Origin of the sequence: Nevskia sp. (assembly GCF_023266035.1) — a bacterium.
GTDB lineage: Bacteria > Pseudomonadota > Gammaproteobacteria > Nevskiales > Nevskiaceae > Nevskia.
The window spans coordinates 3,773-4,690 of sequence record NZ_JAHFRY010000215.1; the positions used below are offsets into that span (position 1 = coordinate 3,773).

1 protein-coding gene is annotated in these 918 nt (G+C 62.5%); it reads left to right on the forward strand.

Annotation, left to right across the window (positions count from 1 at the left end; all coding sequences use genetic code 11):
- Positions 1–841, forward strand: an 841-nt coding sequence (locus Q0D45_RS21000) for an ASCH domain-containing protein (RefSeq protein ID WP_293397700.1), incomplete at its 5' end; no start/stop codon positions are given.
- Positions 842–918: the final 77 nt, after the last annotated feature.

Below are 918 nucleotides of genomic sequence, written 5' to 3' on the forward strand. Positions count from 1 at the left end.
TATCGATGTTGGCACCCGGGAAAATAACAACATGAAAGGACTGGTCATTCGCACCCCATGGATCAACATGATCCTTGCCGGCACCAAGAGCTGGGAAATGAGATCGAAGCTCACGCACATCCGTGGCCGCATTGCGCTGATCCGGGCCGGGTCCGGGCTGATCGTCGGGAGTGCTGAGCTCGTGGATTGCCTGCCGGCGCTGAGCCTGGAACAGATGCGCCAGACGCAAGGCTTCCACGGCATTCCAGATGACCAGCTTGCCAGTGCATTTGAAGCTAACTGGACCACGCCCTGGGTACTTCGCAATGTCGAGGTGCTGGCCACGCCGAAGCCCTACCAGCACAAGAGCGGTGCAGTGAAGTGGGTACACGTGCCGGATGAAGACCCTCAGCAGTCGATGTCAGCACCCACCCAGCAAGCCACGGCAAGAGCGGTTTCGAGGTCCGCCGTGGCCAAGGTCGTGCCGGCCCCGACTGCAAAGGCCGATGCCCCGCGCTCGTCCGGCACCACAAGCACCTGGGTCGACATTCCGATCACGGGCGGCAACCTGCGCCACCACCATTTCTATCTGCGCACGGCCAGCGCGCTATTGCCGTCTGACTGCATCGGCGGCAACAACAAGCAGAAGCCGGGGAAATCGATCTGCGTGAGCTTCCAGCCTGGCCGCGTCCGGGACGCCGATATCGATGGAGTCAAGATGATCCTGCGCGCGCGTTCCGAAACACGGGATTTCTTCGAGCGTAGCGGCGCGGTAGAGGGTGACTGTGTGCGCTTCAGCCGCGTGGGTGACCGGGACTTCGTGGTGTCGCTCAAGCGCGCTGCGGCCCCCATGCCGGCCTGAGCGATTCCAGCCTCGTCCCACCTGAACACTCAACAGACCATCGCCATGCCCAAGCGCCCCGCGGGACTTCAACGAGT